Below are 17257 nucleotides of genomic sequence, written 5' to 3'. Positions count from 1 at the left end.
CCGCCGATGGTCTTGCTATGCGGATCGGGAACTTCTTCCGGAACCGGCAGCGATGTCGGTTCCGGGTCTTATTCAGGCAGCATTTTGCATTTGCGGCAGGTCGATCACGCCATTTGAGGCGAGACTGATTGCCGTACCGGCAATACGCTTGCGTGCCTGCGAGATTTCCGCAGGTGTCGCGGCGTCCGACGGGATAGAAAGCTCGGCCTCGATGAGGCGGCGAGCACGGGCGCCAAGTGCCGAAAGCACTGCCTCGACGAGTTCGGCGGGTGCATCGCGGAGCGCGAGGGTGATCATTTCCGTCGACATACCGTCGAACAGCGTGACGCGCGACTTCTGGTCGAGCAGCACGATATCGTCGAAGGTGAACAGCCGCGCCTTGACCTCTTCGACGCCATCGACGCCGCTCTGCTCGAGGTCAGAGACAATTTCATCGAGGACCTGCTTGTCGAGCGCGTTGAGGACGCTGGCGACCTTCGCCTGACCTGCCGACGCGTCGCGCGATCGCGACTCGGTAAGCATGCGGGCACGCAGCTGGTTTTCGACGAGCTGCTTCGCAGCCGGCTGAACCGTCGTCATCGCCAGCATGCGCTTCAGGATTTCGGCGCGGGTCTTCTTGTCGAAGGTGACGAGGACGTTCGCGGCGGCCTCTGAATCCAGGTTCGAGAACACCATCGCGATCGTCTGCGGATGCTCGTCCTTGATCAGTGCCTGCAGGCGCTCCGGCGCCAGCTCGGCCAGGTCCGGCCAGATCGGCGGAGCCTCCTGGCTGATCAGGGACGGCTTGCCCCAGCCCATCAGCGCGCTGATTTCTTCCGCCGACAGAGACTCGTTGATGATGGTGTTCATCTGGTCGGCCGAATCCAGCAGGCCGGCGCCCTCGGTGAACTCCTCCTCGAACTCCGCGACGATGTTTTCCAGCTCGCTCTGCGGGATGGTCCGCAGCTGGCGCGCAGCGTCGATGAGAGCCTTCAGCTCTTCGTGCTTGAAAAAGCGCAGCAAACGTCCCGCCGAAGGCTTGCCCATTGCAACCAGTACGGCGGCAGCTTTCTGAGCCTTTGTCAGCTTGCCCTCAAGGCTCATCCCCGACCCAGTCCCTGATTCGTCATTATTAAGTTTATATCGGCTAGGCGGGCTTCGCAGCCTCGATGATCTGAGTCAGCTTGATGCCGAAGCGGGACGGGTCGTGCTCGAGCACCGTGATTTCGCCGCAGGCGATCCTGCGGCCGTTGACGACGACATCAACCGGCTCGCCGACACGGCGGTTCAGCGCCACCGTAGAACCTTTTTGCAGCGCCATCAGCTCCGCAACTGCCATTTCGGTGCTGCCAAGCACAATCTGAACGTCAACCGGGATGTCCATGATGATGTTGGCATTGCCGTGCTGAGGTTCTGCAGATGGCTTCGCCTTTTCCACAGAATCATCATCATGAAGGACGCCGCGGAGCTCCTCGATCGCCTTGTTGAGCTCCAACTCCTGCGGATCGGCATCACCGCCGACACCGAGCGAACCGAAGTCGAAGGGCTCCGAGCTACCTCCCAGGTCACCGAGATTGGCAAAGTCTGGAGTTGTCGTGCTCATGTTCAGTCTCCTTCCGGCTAACTGCCGCTGGCCGTTCTATTGCTTGGCAGGAACCAGCCCGGCCATGAATTCCTTACCCGCATCGTAAGGCTCGATGATCTGCACCGTGTACTTCTCGCCCAGGCGGCCGAACTCGCAGGTAAACAGCGGCTTGCGGCGAACCGACAGCTTTGTGCTGGTCGGCGCCGTTTCCGGCATTTCAATCACCTGGCCAACGTAAAGCTTCGTCAGCTCGCCGAGCGTCATGCGCGCCAGCGGAACCGTCGCCTCCAGCCTGACCGCCGAGCGCATCACCTCTTCGCTGAAGCGCTCGCGCCAGACCTCGCCCGGCGTATCCTCCGGCTCCGGCCGCGCCTTTTCACCGGGCACGGTGTCGCCGCGGTGCAGGAGAAGGACGCGCTGCGGCATCATCACCGTGAAGCGGCCTTCGCCCGAGGGCGCAATCATCGTGAAGGAGATGCGCACTGCCGGCCCGTCGCGGATGATCAGCTTACGCAGGTCCTTGCCGGAAATGGCCGATTGCATCGGAAACTTGATCGAGAGGGCGCGAACCCCCGAGCCGTTCAGCGCCTTCGCCGCCGCCTCGAACACGACCGAGGCGAGTTCCAGTTCGATGCTCGTGAGCGGCCGGTCGATCGGCATCACGGGGGTGTTCGGATCACCACCAAAAAGCGCGCTGACCAGCAGCGCGATGGCATTGGAGTCGGCAATGAGGATCAGCGCGTCCGGCGAGGTCGCGGACGAAGCGACCACCAGCGCATCATTCTCGATGCCCGGACGCTTTGCCTCCGCCATGCGCGAGATGGACACTTCGTCCATCTCGATCTCGATCGGGTAGGAAACCTGCTCGTTGAGGCTCTCGCGGATCGCCGGCAAGGCGCGCAGCCCGAGCGAGCGGGCAGCCTTGAGCAGATGATCCGGTTCACCGGTTGCGCCGATCAGGCGCTCGACAATCGGATTGCGGGGTGCCGCTGTTTCGTTGCCGGTAATCATGGTCTCGTCTTCCGCTTCGCTGTCCATCAGGCAGCGCTACGATGTTCGAGGGCTAGGAGGGTGCTCTGTTCCACCGCATCGATCGACGGACGGTCGTGGGCCGAGATTGTCTTGCGGCCGAATTCCAGGGCCACCTGCGGCAGCGAACCGTTCATGTAGGCCAGCAGCGTCTGCTTGACGATGATGTAGAGCCGGTTCTGCTTGTCGCGCACCATCTTCACCTTCTGCGCGATCGGCGCGACGATGCCGTAGCTGAGGAAGATGCCGAGGAAGGTACCGACCAGCGCCGCGCCCACCAGTCCGCCGAGGATTTCGGGCGACTGGTCGATTGCGCCCATCGCCTTGATCACGCCAAGCACTGCGGCGCAGATGCCGAGCGCCGGGAAACCGTCGGCCATGGTGACGAGCGCATTGTAGGACTTCAGCTTGTCGTGCTTGATGGTGTGGATTTCCTCGTCCATCAGCGCTTCGACCTCGAAGGGGCGCGCATTGCCGATGATGATGATGCGGCAGTAATCGCAGATGAAGTTGGTGAGGTCCTTGTTGGCAAGCACCAGCGGATAGGCTTGGAAGATCGAGGATTCCTCGGCGTTGTCGATGTGGGCTTCGACTTCGTTCTTCGACTTGGTGCGCAGTTCGCGCATCAGGCTGTGCAGGACGCCAAGGGTTTCCAGATAGTGCTGCTGGGAGGGTACAGCCTGCGCGAAGGCTTCCTTTATGGCCTTGCCCGTGTCCTTCACCACCCCCATCGGGTTGGCGACCAGGTACGCGCCGACACCGGCGCCGCCGATGATGACGAGCTCCCAGGGCTGCATGAGCACCTCGAGGTGGCCGCCCATCGCCATGAAGCCCCCGAGGACGCAGCCGATCATGACTACAAATCCAATAAGTATGCCCACTGTCGCACCCTCTGCTGCTCCGTGACCTTGTTCACTACCGGCCATGGCTTGCGCGAGGCTTGTTCCCGGGCGGTTCTAATGCAGCTGGCTGCGTTCAGCTTCACGCAAGCATTTGCATGTAGCGTTGCACCGTCCATTCCTATGCTTGGGGGCACGCGTGGTCAGTACCTATGCGAGTTACAAACTCATTACCCGCGACATCGACACGGCCATTTCGCGCGTCGAGAAGCAGCCGACCGTCAAGCGTGAGACGGAATACTTCCTCGCAAACATCGGCAACGTGAAATCGGTTGACGAGTTCGTCAGCAACACTCGCCTGTTCAAATACGCCATGAAGGCGTTCAACCTCGAGGACATGGCCTACGCCAAGGCATTCATGAAGAAGGCTCTGAACGAGGGCCTTTCCGATCCCGACAGCTTTGCGAACAAGCTGACCGACAAGCGCTACGCTGAATTTGTCAAAGCCTTCAACTTCGCCGCATACGGTGAAGACGCCACCACCTACGTTGCCGCGCGCGATGCGACCGTCAAGAACTACATGTCGCGCGCGACCGGCGACGGGCTGTTCCCGCCAACGGAATCCGCGAAGCAGGAGACCGCCTATTTCGAGACGAACATCGGCAAGGTTCAGTCCATCGACGACCTTCTTGATGACGCTCGCCTGCTTGACTATGCGCTGCGCGCCTTCAACCTCGAAAAGGAAACGTTCTCACGCGCCCAGCTGTTCGACATCCTTTCCGGCGGCACGACCGACCCGGACAGCCCTGCCAACAAGCACAGCAACGAGAACGTCAAAAAATTCGCGGCGGCATTCGATTTCGCGACGCTTGGCGAGAAGACTACTACCTACGTTGCGGCCAGGGATCTGACGGCTTCCAAATATGCGCGCCAGACCCTAGAAGAAAACGCAGGAAACGAAAATGAAGGCGTGCGCCTTGCGCTCTACTTCCAGCGCAAGGCGGCAGACATAAAGAACTACTACGCTATTCTCGGCGATAGCGCGTTGTCGAAAGTCGTGCGCACCGCGCTCGGCCTGCCAGATGCCATCGCGAATGCCGACGTCGATCAACAGGTTAAACTGCTCCAGAAGAAATTCGATATCGAGGACTTCCAGGATCCCAAGAAGGTAGAGAAGTTCCTCGCCCGCTTCACAACGATGTGGGAAATCGAAAATCCAACGACATCTGTTCAGTCACTGACCCTGAGCCTGTTCAACAACTCAAACTCGTTCGGCATCTCGCCAGACACGATGCTCGCCATCGCGACGCTCAAACGATAGGAATTCGCCTTGGAGAACGGTCTCTACGTCGCCCTGTCATCGCAGGTGGCGCTGGAAAAGCGCCTCAACACGATTGCAGACAACGTCGCCAACGTCAGCACGGTCGGCTTTCGCGCGACCGGCGTGAAGTTCGAGGACATCGTTAGCGGCCTCGGCGACAAGTCGGTCTCATTTGCCTCGACCGGCGACACTTACCTGTCAACACAGGCCGGCGCGCTCCGCAAGACCGGCAATCCGCTTGACTTCGCGATCCAGGGCGATGCCTGGTTCGCTTTCCAGGGTCCCGATGGTCCGATCATGACCCGCGACGGCCGCTTCACGATGCTGCCGACCGGCGAGCTGGTGACGATCGAAGGCTATCCCGTCCTCGACGCGGGCGGCGCCCCCATCCAGCTCAACGCGCAGGGCGGTGCGCCGGAAGCCAGCGCAGACGGCACGCTCTACCAGAACGGGGAGCCGGTCGCGACGCTCGGCCTGTTCGACTTCCAGCCAGGTCTCAACTTCACCCGGTTCGGCAATTCCGGTGTCGTGCCTTACGGCGCGCCTGAACCGATCGTCGACCGGGTCGACATCGGCGTCGCACAGGGCTTTGTCGAGGATTCCAACGTGAACCCCGTGATGGAAATCACGCGCCTCATCCAGGTCCAGCGTGCGTTCGAGCAGGTGTCTGCGCTGATGCGCGACAGCGAATCCGCGCTTGAGCAGGCCATCTCCACCCTCGGCCCAAGGTAACCTGAATGGCAGCCGCCGACGCTCATTTGCTGGAGCCCACGGAGCGCGACACGCCGTTGCACGCGCTCGAGCGCACGCTTTCGCGCTTCAGCAATGACCGCAAGCTCCTGCGCAACGGCGGCCGCATCGACGAGATCTCGCCGAGCCATTACCGCGTGCGTGGCATTTCGGCTGCGGCGCGGCTCGGCGACGTGGTCGAGCATCGCTCCAGCGCCGGCCCGCGGTCGGGCGAGATCGTCCGCATCGGCCCGGATGACGTGCTGGTGGCGCCTTACGAGACCAATCCGGATGCTGGCATCGGCGATCCGGTCTTCATTCGCACGTCGAGCGGCGCTGCCCCGCACCTGTCCTGGCGTGGGCGCGTCATCAACGCGCTTGGCAAACCGGTTGACGGCAAGGGTCCGCTGGTCACCGGCGAGGAAGTCAGCCCTGGCACTCCGCCCCCTGCCCTCGCCCGCCAGCGTGTGGAGACTGGCTTCCGCACCGGCGTGCGCGTGATCGACATCTTCACGCCGATCTGCTTCGGTCAGCGTCTCGGCATCTTCGCAGGTTCTGGCGTCGGCAAGTCGACGCTGCTGGCGATGCTCGCCGCCGCCGAAGCCTTCGACACTGTCGTCGTCGGCCTTGTCGGCGAGCGCGGCCGCGAAGTGCGCGAATTTCTTGAAGACACGATCGGCCCCAAGAGCCTTGCCAAAACCGTCGCCGTGGTCGCCACCAGCGACGAGAGCGCGATGATGCGCAAGCGCGCGCCGGAAATGTCCATGCGCGTCGCGGAATATTTTCGCGATCAGGGCCACCGCGTGCTTCTTGTCATCGACTCGATCACGCGTTTCGCGCATGCGCTGCGCGAGGTGGCCATCGGCATTGGTGAGCCGCCGGTCGCGCGCGGCTATCCGGCGTCCGTATTCACGGACCTGCCGAAGCTGCTTGAGCGCGCAGGTCCCGGCACGGATGGCCGCGGCTCCATCACGGCAATCCTTTCGGTGCTCGTTGACGGTGACGACCATAACGACCCGGTCGCGGACTCCATCCGCGGCATTCTCGACGGTCACATCGTGCTGAGTCGCAAGATCGGCGAGCAGGGCCGCTTTCCGGCGGTCGATCCGCTGGCGTCGATCTCGCGCCTTGCACCGAAAGCATGGACGAAGGAACAGCGCGCGCTGGTGATCAAGCTCCGCAGCCTCATAGCGCGTTTCGAGGATACGCGCGACATTCGGCTTCTTGGCGCCTACCAGCCTGGTGCAGATCCGGATCTCGACCTCGCGGTGAAGCAAGTGCCCCTTATCTACGAGGCCCTGACGCAGTCGCCGCAGGATGGCCCTTCGGCCGATCCGTTCGCCGATCTGGCGCGCTATCTGAAGAGCAGGGAGAGAGCCGGTGAAGAGCCTGATGAATAAGCTGAAGTTGCCGCGGCTCTCTCGGAAGGGTCGCGCCGCAGGCGCAGCGGGCTCCGCAACGGCCGCCACGGTCGGTCTCGCCCTGCTGTCCAAGTCGAAATACGACCGAGTTGATATCATGATCGGCGCGTTCGGCATCGGCCTTGGCATCACCTGCGCGACCTTCCCCTGGTACATCTTCTTCAACCAGGAAAAGTTCGGCGTCCGCGAATTTTCCTTCAGCAACAAGGGGACCGGCTCGAGCTTTGCTGCGCCGGAAACTGCGTTCGCGCCGATCGGTGCACCATTCACGGCGGCAGAACTGCCGAAGATGAATCTCGACTTCTTCCCCACAGCGACAGTGCGGCCCGAGCGGAAGAAGCCGGCACCGGTGCCCCTCGCGGACCAGCCCTACCCTGCCGAGAAGCCCAGCTACGAACTCGTTTTCGTCGCCAATGGTCGTGCGCTGATCCAGGACGAGGACGGCCTGTGGGTGGTTCAGCGTGGATCGCGCCTTCCTGACTCCAGCAAGGTCGTGAAGATTGAGAAGCGCGGCGGCAAGTGGGTCCTGGTCAACTCCAACGACGCCACCATCGAAATGACCCACTGACGGACCTGGCGTCTTGCGCAAGGTACGCGCAAGACTGCCCTTCTAATGTGGCGCTACTCGTCGAAGGAGTAGCGATGCAGCCCGTTAATCTGTTCGAACTGGCGTCCCAGAAGGCCAAGTGGCTCGCGGTTCGCCAGACCGCCGTCTCAAGCAATATCGCCAACGCAAATACGCCCGGCTACGCCGCGGTGGACGTGCAGCCGTTTGAGGCAGTGCTGGATCAGAAGACCGTCTCCCTGCGCGCAACGCATGAGCGCCATCTCGCGTCCGCTGATTCGAGCACCGGCTTCCCGGTTCGCCAGTCCAATGACTCGGTCCCGATCATGCCCTCCGGCAATACGGTCACGCTGGAAAACGAGCTCATGAAGCAGGGCGAGGTCCAGCGCGACATGGAACTCAACACCGCCATCGTGAAGGCATTTCACCGAATGCTGCTGATGACGACGAAAGGTTGATCGCAATGGTGGATCCGCTCATCTCCTCCCTCAAGGTCGCCGCGTCTGGCCTCAGCGCCCAGTCTGAACGCCTGCGCGTCGTCACGGAAAACATGGCGAACGCCCAGTCGACCGGCAACACGCCCGGCGCCGACCCGTACCGGCGCAAGACCATCACCTTCACCGCCGAGCTCGATCGCGTCACCGGCGCACGCGCCGTGGAAGTTTCCTCGATCTCGACCGACAAGTCGCCATTTCGCATCGAGTACATGCCCGGCCACGAGGCGGCTGACGAAAACGGCTACGTGAAGATGCCGAACGTCAACATGCTCATCGAAATGGCCGACATGCGCGAAGCCAATCGCAGCTACGAGGCCAACCTGCAGTCGATCAAGCAGGCCCGCGAGCTGATCTCCATGACCATCGACCTGATGAGGAACCAGTAATGATCCCGGCACTTGGTGCAGTCGAAAAGACTGGTGCAGCTTCCTCCCTCGACGGGCTGGCGAACATTGCTGGTCCCGCCGTCAGGACGCCGAACGTCGCGCCTGAAAACACCTTCGCAGCGGCACTCGTCAATGTAACCGAAAACGCGGTGTCCACCCTGCGCGGTGCAGAGACCCTGTCGCTGAAGGCGCTTCAGGGCGAGGCGGATACCCGCGAGGTTGTCGATGCCGTGATGAGCGCGGAGCAGACGCTCCAGGCTGCCATCGCGATCCGTGACAAGATCGTCAGCTCGTATCTCGACATCAGCCGCATGGCGATCTGAGGAACCTGATCCATGAAAGCACTCGCCATTGCCGCGACCGGCATGAATGCGCAGCAGACCAATCTTGAGGTCATTGCGAACAACATCGCCAACATCAACACGACCGGCTACAAGCGCACCCGGGTCGAGTTCTCTGACCTGCTCTACCAGGTTGAGCGCTCGCAGGGCGTGCCGAGCCGCGCGAACCAGAACATGGTGCCGGAAGGCGCCCATATCGGCCTCGGCGTCAAGCTGACCGCCGTGCGCAGCGTTCACACCCAGGGCACGCTGAACCAGACTGGCAGCGCCTACGACGTTGCCCTCACGGGCAGCGGCTGGTTCCGCATCCAGGGTGCTGATGGTGAAGAGCTCTACACCCGCTCCGGCGCATTCAACACCAACGCCGAGGGCGTGCTTGTCACGCCGAGTGGCTACACCGTCCTAAGCGACGCCGGCGAGATCGTCATCGACGAAAACGCGATCAAGGTCACCATCAACCAGTCCGGCCAAGTCTACCAGACGCTTGCCGGCGACGATGGCGCAGAACAGGAAATCCTGATCGGCCAGCTTGCGCTCGCGACCTTCGTCAACGACGCGGGCCTGGAGCCGCTCGGCGACAACCTGTTCCGTGCGACCACCGCATCAGGCGAAGCCAACCAGGGTTTTGCCGGTGATGCAGGCTTCGGCCTGATCGAGCAGGGCTATCTTGAGTCGTCCAACGTCGACCCGGTGAAGGAAATCACCGAGATGATCACCGCGCAGCGCGCCTATGAGATGAACTCCAAGGTCATCAAGGCCGCCGATGAGATGGCATCGGTGATCACGCAGAGCATTCGATAGGCATTGAAGATGCGCCGCGCCAAGTGGAAGCAAGTTGTCGCCACCGCACTGCTGGTCGTCGCAGCCGCTGGTTCCCTGGCGCATGCGCAGCAGCAGATGGTGGTGGTGCCGAGCCGGATCATCTATCCGGGCGACGTCATCACGCCGGAGTCTCTCGACGAGGTGCCGCTGCGCCGCAAGCTGCGCGATCCAAACGCCATTGTCTATCGGCCCAAGGAGCTTGCCGGCAAGATCGCACGGCGCACGCTGCTGCCTGGACGCCTGATCCCTGTCGGGTCCGTGCGCGAGGCCTGGCTGGTCGAGCGCGGCGCCACCGTGCAGGTTGAGTTCCGCCACGGCCCGCTCGAGATCACCGTTTCGGGGGTCACGCTCGAGTCCGGCTCCGCGGGTGACCTGATCCGCCTGCGTAACGTCGATACCGGAGTGGTCTTCACCGGCATCGTCATGGAAGACGGTTCCGTGAGGGTTTCCGCATCATGAAGCGTGCATTCGCAGCAATCGTTGCCCTTGCTCTGGCCCTCGCGGCTCCGGTCAGTGCCGACGAACAGGCGGTCAACGGCCAGGCGCCTGAAGGCGAGCTTTATGGCGGTGCCGCCTATGGCGGTGTGCGCAGCTTCGACAGCCTGTCCGGCCAAAACTTCGTCAAGACGCGCCTCAAGGACATCGCCTCCCTGCAGAGCTCGCGCGACAACCAGCTCGTCGGCTACGGCCTCGTGATCGGCCTGCAGGGCACGGGCGACGGCCTGCGCAATTCGCCGTTCACCGAGCAGTCAATGCGCGCGATGCTGGAAAACCTCGGCATTTCGACCGAGGGCGGCCAGTCGCGCTCCAAAAACGTCGCGGCGGTGATCGTCACCGCCAGCATGCCGCCTTTCGTTCGCCCCGGCGCCCGCATCGACGTGACCGTCTCCTCGATGGGCGATGCGACTTCGCTCAAGGGCGGCACGCTTGTCATGACCCCACTGCGCGCACCGGACGGCGAGATCTACGCCGTTGCGCAAGGCCCGCTGATCGTCACAGGCTTCAACGCCCAGGGCCAGGCCGAGTCCGTCACGCAGGGCGTCCCGACTTCCGGCCGCGTCCCGAACGGCGCGATCATCGAGCGCGAGGTCCCGGCGACCTTCAATAACGACACGACGCTGACGCTCCAGCTCTTCAACCCGGACTATTCGACCGCCGTGCGCGTCACCGACGCGATCAACAACTATTCTAGGAGCCGCTTCGGGAAGCGCGTGGCGCAGGAGCAGGATTCACGCACCGTGTTGATCCAGCGTCCGAAGGGCATCACCACGGCGCGCTTCTACGCCGAACTCGAGAACATCGTGGTCGAGGCCGACGCGCCGGCCCGCGTGGTCGTGGACGAGCGGACCGGCACCATCGTTATCGGTTCGCAGGTTCGCATCTCGCGCGTAGCGATCAGCCACGGCACGATGACGGTCCGCGTCACCGAGATGCCGCGCGTCGTGCAGCCCGATCCGTTCTCGAAGGGTGAGACGGCTGTAGAGCCCTTCACCGAAATCGACGTTGATCAGCCTGATGCTCGCGTTGCCATGCTCAACGGCCCGGACCTCGACACGCTGGTATCCGGTCTCAACAAGCTGGGCGTGAAGCCGGAAGGCATCATCGCGATCCTGCAGGGCATCAAGACCGCAGGCGCGCTGCAGGCCGAACTGGTCGTTCAGTAAGGAGATGGCGATGAAGATGCCCCTCATCCCCACGGGCCGCAACTCGATCAGGGGCGCGCTGGCCACGGCCGCCCTCGCCGGCGTTGTCACCTTCGCCACTATCCCTGCCGGCGCCGAAACCTCCGATCCACTGGTCGGCAACCCGGTCACCACAGAAATGGATGACGACGTTCGCCGGTTCTGCTCGAACATCGCCGATGCTGCGCGCGACCGCCGCTACGCGCTCCAGCGCGCAGAACTCGAGACGCTTCAGAAGGAAGTCGACGAGCGCATCAAGGTGCTTGAGGAGCGTCGCGCCGAATATGAAGAGTGGCTCAAGCGCCGCAACGACTTCCTCGAGAAAGCCGAGAACAACCTCGTCGAGATCTACTCGCGCATGCGCCCCGACGCCGCAGCCGAACGGCTCGCCGAGGTGCAGGTCGAACTCGCTGCCGCCATCCTGATGAAACTCGAGACGCGCAAGGCAGGCGTCATCCTCAATGAAATGGACAGCAAGGCGGCTGCGTCGCTGACCTCCATTATGGCCAGCGCCACCCGCAGGCAGGACCCGTCATGACAACCGGAACCCGTTCGCTTTTCAACCTCCTGGCCTTGTCGACGGTCCTGGCCATCGCCGGCTGCAACACGACGCCGCCGCAGGAGATCAACCGCGCGCCTCAGCTGTCGCCGGTCGGCTACGGCGTCGGCGACCCGAAGTCGGTCTACACCTATCCGGAACCTGCCAAGGCCCACAGCCGCCGCTATTCGCTGTGGGACGACCGCCAGTCGAAGTTCTTCACCGATGCACGCGCCCTGCGCGCCGGCGACATCCTGACCGTCGACATCAGCATCAACGACCGCGCCCGCGTCAGCAATGAATCGCAGCGCAAGCGCACGGCTGCACGCGGCCTCGGCTTTGGCGCCGATTTCACCTGGCTTGGTCTCGGCACCGCGGGCAGTGCGTCGGCGGACGTCGACTCGTCGACCGATTCGAAGGGCTCGGGCGCCATTGCCCGGTCGGAGAACATCCGCCTGCAGATTGCGGCGGTCGTCACCGACGTCCTGCCGAACGGCAACCTCGTCATCAGCGGCACGCAGGAAGTTCTTGTGAATGAGGAGATGCGTGTCCTTACGATCACCGGCATCGTGCGCCCGTCGGATATTGGCGCGGCGAACACAGTGTCCTATGAGCGGATCGCCGAAGCCCGAATCTCCTATGGCGGCCGCGGCCGTATCTCCGAGGTCCAGCAGCCGCCTTACGGCCAGCAATTCCTCGACAACGTCCTGCCCTTCTGACGGAAACGCGAAATGGCGATCGTCGACGATACCCAGCCAGAAAAGAAGGAGCCTTCGCGCATTGTGCAGATCGGCGTCCTCGCCGGCCTGACCGTTGTTGCTTTGGCGATCGGCTGGGGATCGGGGCTCTACCTGTCCAGCAAGGCGCCACAGGCGCCCGCCGCGATCGAGCCCGCGCCTGCGCCCGAGGGAATCAAGCTCGCGGAAGAAGCCGGCGCGCTCGGTCTCGTCCATCTCGAGCCCATCATGACGAACCTCTCCGGACCGTCCGGCATGTGGGTGCGCATGGAAGCGGCACTCGTCTTCGAGGGCAAGCCGGACGCGAAGATCGCGCAGATCGTGCAGCAGGACATCCTCGCCTACCTGCGCACCCTCAAGGCCCACCAGGTCGAGGGAGCGAGCGGCTTCCAGCACCTGAAAACTGACCTCGAAGAGCGTGCCTCCATCCGCAGCGGCGGCAGGGTGAAGCAGCTTCTCATCCGGACACTGCTTTTCGAATGATCCGTCACGCCCTCACGACGCTCGCGCTTCTCATTGCGGCTGCAACGCCGGCTGCTGCCCAGCAGCTCAATCTCGGCGGCATCACCGAGCAGCTCGAGGGGCAGACCATCGGCACGATCATTCAGATGTTCGGCCTGCTGACGGTGCTGTCGCTGGCGCCGGGCATCCTGATCATGGTGACGAGCTTCACGCGCTTCATCATCGTCTTTTCGATCCTGCGCTCGGGCATGGGTCTGCCTTCCACCCCAGCAAACCTTATCCTGATCAGCCTGTCGCTGTTCATGACGTTCTACGTCATGGCGCCGACCTTCGACCGCGCCTGGAACGAGGGCGTCCAGCCGCTGGTCAACAACCAGATCGGCGAGGCCGAAGCGCTCCAGCGCATCTCCGACCCGTTCCGCGACTTCATGGTCGCCAATGTCCGCGACAAGGATTTCGACCTGTTCGTCGACCTCGCCCGCGAGCGCGGCCAGACCGACATTTCGGTCGAGAACGCCGACCTGCGCGTTCTCATCCCGGCCTTCATGATCTCCGAAATCCGCCGCGGATTCGAGATCGGCTTCCTCATCGTCCTGCCCTTCCTTGTCATCGACCTGATCGTCGCGACGATCACCATGTCGATGGGCATGATGATGCTGTCACCGGTCGTGGTGTCCCTGCCCTTCAAGATCTTGTTCTTCGTGCTGATCGACGGCTGGAACCTGCTGGTGGGCAGCCTGGTCCGATCGTTTGCGTGACGCGAATCACCATCTATTAACCATATAATTTCGTTAAAGATTTACCATATCCCTTACCCTTTTAGCAGGGTTTGGCGCCTAGAACTCGTGGCTAAGGGGCAGATCGGAACTCACGGATATTCCTGACTGATCTGGCATGATGCCACGCCACTTCGCCGGCTGGGTCCGGCATGTTGTTCGAGTATCGAGTTTCAAGGCGTACACATGTCCAGCTTGAACACCAATGCGTCCGCAATGACGGCGCTGCAGACCCTCTCGCTCACTAATAAGAACCTCGCGACCACCCAGAGCCGCATTTCGACCGGCTTCCGTGTTGCCGAAGCAAAGGACAATGCCGCTTACTGGTCGATCGCGACCACGATGCGTTCCGACAACAAGGCGAACTCGGTCCTCCAGGACGGTCTGGGCCTTGGATCTGGTAAGGTCGATGTTGCCTATACGGCTGTAAATAAGGCTATCGAAGTCGTCGATCAGATCAAGGAAAAGGTCCTTCTGGCAAAGACTGCAGGGGCCGAAGATCGCGCAAAAATCCAGAGCGAAATCGACACCTACATTGCGCAGTTGAAGGACAACATCGCGGGCGCAAACTACGCTGGTTCGAATCTTATTCAGACCGACTCCGATAGTACGACTGATACGAAGCTCACGGTGTTGTCATCGTACGCTCGTACCGGCACAAATGGTGCGGTGAAGACCGGCACCATCGAAGTCGACTACTCTACTATCCGGCTTATCGACGTGCAGACCGGTGCGGACGCGGAGGGTATCCTCGACAAGCAGGGCGCAGAAGGTATCAGCATTCTTGATATTGACGTCACGGACCTCAGCGGCCTGACTAACTACGATGCAGACGATGAAGCGGCATCGTTCGACGCCATTTTGACTGACATCGAGACGGCTCTGTCGAAATTGGCGACCGGCGCCGCTGAACTCGGTGCCGCGAAAGCGCGCATCGACCTCCAGAAGGACTTCGTCTCGGCCCTCACCGACGCGATCGACCGCGGCGTTGGCCAGCTCGTCGATGCTGACATGGAGAAGGAGTCGGCTCGTCTCTCGGCTCTGCAGGTTCAGCAGCAGCTGGGCATTCAGGCTCTGTCGATCGCAAACTCCAACACGCAGAATATCTTGTCGCTCTTCCGTTAATGGAAGCGACATAACAAAGCACCAGCACGTGCGGCGTCGCGCTTTTCACGAGCGCGACGCCGTTTTTCGTCATGGTTTGTTTTTATATTACCAGTCCAGGCGAGTAATTAATCAGACGTTTACCATGCTTGTTAGCGGCGGTGTAAATATTTCTATTGCAGAGTGCGAATAAGGGGCAGATCGGAACAGACATAATTTCCTGACTGATCTGGCATGATGCCACGCCACTTCGCCGGGGTTGACCGGCATGCTGTTCGAGTATCGAGTTAAAGGCGTACACACATGTCCAGCTTGAATACCAATGCGTCCGCAATGACGGCACTGCAGACCCTCTCGCTTACCAACAAGAACCTGTCGACGACGCAGAGCCGCATTTCCACCGGCTTCCGGGTCTCCGAAGCCAAGGACAACGCTGCGTACTGGTCGATCGCAACTACCATGCGCTCAGACAACAAGGCGAACTCTGTCCTCCAGGACGGCCTCGGTCTCGGTGCTGGTAAGGTCGACGTTGCCTACACCGCGGTGAACAAGGCGATCGAAGTCGTCGACCAGATCAAGGAAAAGGTCCTGCTTGCCAAGACCGCAGGCGCGGAAGATCGAAAGAAAATCCAAAGCGAGATCAATACTTACATTAAGCAGCTGGAAGACAACATCGCCGGCGCAAACTACGCGGGCTCCAACCTTATCCAGACCAGCTCGACCGATACGGCAAACACGAAGCTGTCGGTACTAACGTCGTACGGACGCACCGGCACCAATGGGGCAGTACAGACGGGGACCATCGAGGTCTCATTTGCGGATGTTCGCCTAATCGATAGCGGTGCTGACACAGGCATCTTGGACGCTAACGGCACCGCTTCTGGGCGCTCGATCCTTAATATCGCAGTTGACGGCGCCGGTTTTACCGCTGCTACCGGTGCAACGGACGCCGTCAAGTTTGATAACCTTCTTACTGACATCGAAACTGCTCTCTCCAAACTCGCAACTGGCGCCGCAGAGCTTGGCGCTGCAAAGGCTCGGATCGACCTGCAGAAGGACTTCGTCTCGGCCCTAACCGACGCGATTGACCGCGGCGTTGGCCAGCTCGTAGATGCAGACATGGAGAAGGAGTCGGCTCGTCTCTCAGCTCTGCAGGTTCAGCAGCAGCTGGGCATCCAGGCGCTGTCGATTGCCAACTCCAACACGCAGAACATCCTGTCGCTGTTCCGCTAAGCGGTCGTTCTCACGACCGTAAAGCCTAAGAACAAAGAGCCGCACTCCCCGGGGTGCGGCTTTTCTCGTTTTGGAGCCCGTTATTCAATCGTTAACCATACTTCTTTGCCAGCCGCTAACCATTCCTGTTCATACTCTTCCTCACAGAACGATCGCAATTTCGTTCCGGAGGCATGACGCCTGTCCGATCTGCCGGCTAGCCGGCATGTAGTTTATGAGTACGAAGTACAGGGCGTACAATCCATGTCGAGCTTGAACACGAATGCCGCCGCAATGACGGCGCTGCAGACCCTTTCTGCTACCAACAAAAACCTCGCTACCGTTCAGAACCGTATTTCCACCGGGTTCCGCGTCTCGGAAGCAAAGGACAATGCCGCTTACTGGTCCATTGCGACGACTATGCGTTCCGACAACAAAGCCAACTCTGTCCTGCAGGACAATCTTGGCCTCGGCGCCGGTAAAGTCGACGTTGCTTACACGGCGATGAACAAGGCCATCGAGATCGTGGACCAGATCAAGGAAAAGGTCCTGATGGCAAAGACGGCCAGCGCCGAGGACCGGGCCAAGATCCAGAGCGAGATTTCGACTTACATCGCTCAGCTCGAGGATAATATCAGCGGCGCGAACTATGCCGGTTCGAATATCCTTAAGACGAATTCCGGCACCGCGAATGCAAAGTTGACAATCCTCTCATCCTACACTCGCGATGCCGGCGGCGCAGTTACGACGGGAAAAATCGAGATTGCGTTGAGCAATGTGCGCCTCCTCGACACGAACGCCACTCCCGCTGGCATACTGGACGGTACAAACACCACCTCCAATATCGCCTTGACCGCTCTGAACGTAACGAACCTTGCGGGCGTCAGCGGCGGCGACGAGGCAACCCAGTTCGACAACCTGTTGACCCATGTGGAAAAGGTTCTGGCAGACCTCTCCACGGGTGCATCGGAACTCGGTGCCGCAAAGAAGCGCATCGATATGCAGATGGAGTTTGTTTCTGCGCTCCAGGACGCCATCGACCGCGGCGTGGGCCAACTCGTCGACGCCGATATGGAGAAGGAATCCGCCAAGTTGTCCGCCCTTCAGGTGCAGCAGCAGCTCGGCATTCAGGCGCTGTCGATCGCCAACTCCAACAGCCAGAACATCCTCGCGCTGTTCAAGAACTAAACTCACCCGCAACAGCGATTTGAATGGCCGCGCCCTCGGGCGCG

21 protein-coding genes are annotated in these 17257 nt (G+C 61.4%); 17 read left to right on the top strand and 4 right to left on the bottom strand.

The genetic code is table 11. From position 1 onward, the window contains the following. Positions 1–72 precede the first annotated feature (72 nt). The 4 genes from L630_RS0109210 to motA are packed head-to-tail and all read right to left on the bottom strand — an operon-like array spanning position 73 to position 3474. Positions 73–1083: a flagellar motor switch protein FliG gene (locus tag L630_RS0109210; protein ID WP_024847968.1), complete on the bottom strand. Its 1011-nt coding sequence runs from the start codon at positions 1081–1083 to the stop codon at positions 73–75. A gap of 43 nt (positions 1084–1126) precedes the next feature. After that, entirely contained in the window at positions 1127–1582 is a 456-nt protein-coding gene (gene fliN, locus L630_RS21245) for a flagellar motor switch protein FliN (RefSeq protein ID WP_024847967.1), read from the bottom strand. A gap of 36 nt (positions 1583–1618) precedes the next feature. Beyond that, positions 1619–2602: a FliM/FliN family flagellar motor switch protein gene (locus L630_RS0109200; RefSeq protein ID WP_051473168.1), complete on the bottom strand. Its 984-nt coding sequence runs from the start codon at positions 2600–2602 to the stop codon at positions 1619–1621. Further along, positions 2602–3474: a flagellar motor stator protein MotA gene (motA, locus tag L630_RS0109195; RefSeq protein WP_024847965.1), complete on the bottom strand. Its 873-nt coding sequence runs from the start codon at positions 3472–3474 to the stop codon at positions 2602–2604. The genes L630_RS0109200 and motA overlap by 1 nt, the downstream gene beginning before the upstream one ends. A 157-nt stretch (positions 3475–3631) precedes the next feature. Here motA and L630_RS0109190 point away from each other — a divergent pair, with 157 nt between their 5' ends. The 17 genes from L630_RS0109190 to L630_RS0109110 all read left to right on the top strand — a co-directional run bounded on the left by L630_RS0109190 (position 3632) and on the right by L630_RS0109110 (position 17213). After that, positions 3632–4753, top strand: a complete 1122-nt coding sequence (locus L630_RS0109190) for a DUF1217 domain-containing protein (protein ID WP_024847964.1) — start codon at positions 3632–3634, stop codon at positions 4751–4753. A gap of 9 nt (positions 4754–4762) precedes the next feature. Continuing rightward, positions 4763–5485: a flagellar basal-body rod protein FlgF gene (gene flgF, locus L630_RS0109185; protein ID WP_024847963.1), complete on the top strand. Its 723-nt coding sequence runs from the start codon at positions 4763–4765 to the stop codon at positions 5483–5485. A 5-nt stretch (positions 5486–5490) separates the two neighbouring features. Continuing rightward, positions 5491–6882: a flagellar protein export ATPase FliI gene (gene fliI, locus L630_RS0109180; protein ID WP_024847962.1), complete on the top strand. Its 1392-nt coding sequence runs from the start codon at positions 5491–5493 to the stop codon at positions 6880–6882. Next, entirely contained in the window at positions 6875–7471 is a 597-nt protein-coding gene (locus tag L630_RS0109175) for a hypothetical protein (protein WP_024847961.1), read from the top strand. Before fliI ends, L630_RS0109175 begins: the two co-directional genes overlap by 8 nt. Before the next feature lie 74 nt (positions 7472–7545). After that, entirely contained in the window at positions 7546–7926 is a 381-nt protein-coding gene (gene flgB, locus L630_RS0109170) for a flagellar basal body rod protein FlgB (protein WP_024847960.1), read from the top strand. An 8-nt stretch (positions 7927–7934) separates the two neighbouring features. Beyond that, on the top strand, positions 7935–8351 hold the full coding sequence (gene flgC, locus L630_RS0109165; protein ID WP_024847959.1) for a flagellar basal body rod protein FlgC: 417 nt from the start codon (positions 7935–7937) through the stop codon (positions 8349–8351). After that, positions 8351–8674: a flagellar hook-basal body complex protein FliE gene (locus L630_RS0109160; protein ID WP_024847958.1), complete on the top strand. Its 324-nt coding sequence runs from the start codon at positions 8351–8353 to the stop codon at positions 8672–8674. Before flgC ends, L630_RS0109160 begins: the two co-directional genes overlap by 1 nt. 12 nt (positions 8675–8686) lie before the next feature. Next, positions 8687–9493 carry a flagellar basal-body rod protein FlgG gene (gene flgG / locus L630_RS0109155; protein ID WP_024847957.1) on the top strand — a complete coding sequence of 269 codons (807 nt, stop codon included), beginning with the start codon at positions 8687–8689 and terminating at the stop codon, positions 9491–9493. Between the two features lie 9 nt (positions 9494–9502). Then, positions 9503–9973 (top strand): flagellar basal body P-ring formation chaperone FlgA, encoded by a 471-nt coding sequence (flgA, locus tag L630_RS0109150; protein ID WP_024847956.1) that lies wholly within the window; start codon positions 9503–9505, stop codon positions 9971–9973. After that, positions 9970–11178, top strand: coding sequence for a flagellar basal body P-ring protein FlgI (locus L630_RS0109145; protein ID WP_024847955.1), 1209 nt, complete (start codon positions 9970–9972; stop codon positions 11176–11178). Before flgA ends, L630_RS0109145 begins: the two co-directional genes overlap by 4 nt. A gap of 10 nt (positions 11179–11188) precedes the next feature. Then, a complete protein-coding gene (locus L630_RS0109140) occupies positions 11189–11734 on the top strand; it encodes a MotE family protein (RefSeq protein WP_245263697.1) in 546 nt (181 codons plus the stop codon). Beyond that, positions 11731–12453: a flagellar basal body L-ring protein FlgH gene (flgH, locus tag L630_RS0109135; protein WP_024847953.1), complete on the top strand. Its 723-nt coding sequence runs from the start codon at positions 11731–11733 to the stop codon at positions 12451–12453. The genes L630_RS0109140 and flgH overlap by 4 nt, the downstream gene beginning before the upstream one ends. Before the next feature lie 12 nt (positions 12454–12465). Continuing rightward, a complete protein-coding gene (locus L630_RS0109130) occupies positions 12466–12954 on the top strand; it encodes a flagellar basal body-associated FliL family protein (protein WP_024847952.1) in 489 nt (162 codons plus the stop codon). Then, positions 12951–13691 carry a flagellar type III secretion system pore protein FliP gene (fliP, locus tag L630_RS0109125; protein ID WP_024847951.1) on the top strand — a complete coding sequence of 247 codons (741 nt, stop codon included), beginning with the start codon at positions 12951–12953 and terminating at the stop codon, positions 13689–13691. The genes L630_RS0109130 and fliP overlap by 4 nt, the downstream gene beginning before the upstream one ends. Before the next feature lie 204 nt (positions 13692–13895). Then, positions 13896–14834, top strand: a complete 939-nt coding sequence (locus L630_RS0109120) for a flagellin (RefSeq protein WP_024847950.1) — start codon at positions 13896–13898, stop codon at positions 14832–14834. 282 nt (positions 14835–15116) lie between these two features. Then, positions 15117–16046, top strand: a complete 930-nt coding sequence (locus L630_RS0109115) for a flagellin (RefSeq protein ID WP_024847949.1) — start codon at positions 15117–15119, stop codon at positions 16044–16046. A gap of 243 nt (positions 16047–16289) precedes the next feature. Further along, positions 16290–17213, top strand: a complete 924-nt coding sequence (locus L630_RS0109110) for a flagellin (protein WP_024847948.1) — start codon at positions 16290–16292, stop codon at positions 17211–17213. The last annotated feature ends 44 nt before the right edge of the window (positions 17214–17257 follow it).

The sequence above is a fragment of the Aminobacter sp. J41 genome (genome assembly GCF_000526635.1).
In the GTDB taxonomy this organism is placed as follows: Bacteria; Pseudomonadota; Alphaproteobacteria; order Rhizobiales; family Rhizobiaceae; genus Aerobium.
Note: the sequence above shows the minus strand (reverse complement) of the source record. Positions and strands in the feature narration are given on the sequence as shown.